Annotated in this window: 1 protein-coding gene; it reads left to right on the top strand. The window is 73.1% G+C overall.

Annotated features, from left to right (window positions below; translation table 11 throughout):
- The coding region (locus tag PUR71_RS00760; protein WP_329924318.1) for an AMP-binding protein at positions 1 to 375 on the top strand (375 nt) is incomplete at both ends.

Raw genomic sequence — 375 nt, 5'->3', positions numbered from 1 at the left:
CCTCCCGCGCACCGCGGAACTGCTCGTCGCCCTGCTCGCCGTCCAGAAGTCCGGAGCCGGCTACGTCCCGCTCGACCCCCAGCACCCGGCCGAGCGCCTCGGCTACGTCCTGACGGACGCGCGGCCGTCCCTCCTCCTCACCACCCGCGCAACGGCGGAGGACCTGCCCGGGACACCGACTCTGTTGCTGGACGACCCGGCGGTGTCCGCGCAGCTCGCCACTCAGTCGTCCGAGCCTCTCGAGGTGGTCCACGACGGCCGGACGCCCGCCTACGCGATCTACACCTCCGGCTCCACCGGCCGCCCCAAGGGCGTCGTCATCCCCCGCGCCGCACTCGACAACTTCCTCACCGACATGTCCGCCCGCGTCCCGAT

This window comes from Streptomyces sp. SP17BM10, assembly GCF_036322405.1.
Classification (GTDB): Bacteria; Actinomycetota; Actinomycetes; order Streptomycetales; family Streptomycetaceae; genus Kitasatospora.
The sequence above is the reverse complement of the archived record's forward strand: the minus strand, read 5'-3'. Positions and strand labels throughout refer to the sequence as shown.